The sequence below is a fragment of the Vibrio sp. 10N.261.46.A3 genome (assembly GCF_041472995.1).
Taxonomy (GTDB): Bacteria; Pseudomonadota; Gammaproteobacteria; order Enterobacterales; family Vibrionaceae; genus Vibrio; species Vibrio coralliirubri.
Map to the genome: position 1 here is coordinate 1 of NZ_JBFRRH010000166.1, position 748 is coordinate 748.

The 748-nt window shown below is 44.9% G+C and carries 2 protein-coding genes; both read left to right on the plus strand.

The genetic code is table 11. The features are described from left to right. On the plus strand, positions 1-277 hold a 277-nt coding region (tnpB, locus tag AB4484_RS26010; protein WP_372080976.1), incomplete at its 5' end, for an IS66 family insertion sequence element accessory protein TnpB. 55 nt (positions 278-332) lie between these two features. After that, positions 333-748 (plus strand): transposase (locus AB4484_RS26015; RefSeq protein WP_372080977.1); only part of this gene is annotated, 416 nt, incomplete at its 3' end.

Consider the following 748-nt stretch of genomic DNA (forward strand, 5'->3'; position numbering starts at 1 on the left):
CTTTATCGTTGAACAGAATATGAACCTTAATCCCTTCTCCGAAGCGCTATTCGTCTTCTGTAATCGTACGCGGGATAAGCTCAAAGTTCTCTACTGGCAGCGTAATGGCTTTTGCCTCTGGCAAAAGCGACTCGAAAAAGACAAGTTCGCTTGGCCAAGAAAAATGCCAGGGCAAACACTCTCATTAACGGAAGAGCAGTGGCATTGGTTGCTCGATGGACTCGACATCGAAAAAATGAAACCCCATCAAACATTGAATTACCAAAGTCTCAATTAAATTAAAAAATAATAGCGTATAAGGAACTTTCGCGTAACTCTGCGATCTTCCTTATATGACCTATGAAAATCATCAAAATGAGTTAGCTCTCTTAGAAGCACTATTGGCTGATAAAGATAAGCAACTCAATGAATTTGAAGCCACCATACTGACTCTTCGCCAATCTCTAGGCGAGAGTGAGTCGAGCGTACTCACGCTTCGCCAGTCTCTAAACGAGAGCGAATTAACCATCCAATCTCTGGTTGAAAAACTTAACCTAGCGCGGCGTAAACGCTTCGGTAGCAGTAGTGAAACTCTGCCCCCTCAGGACTTAGAGTTCAATGAGGCGGAGACTCATGCCGAGACGACAGATGAAGATGAAGCGCCCGATAATCCGAATGATGAAACATCGGACACGAAAAACACTTCATCCGAGACAAAACGTCGTGGTCGCCCGAAGCTTCCCGAAGACTTACCACGAGAGCGAGTTGT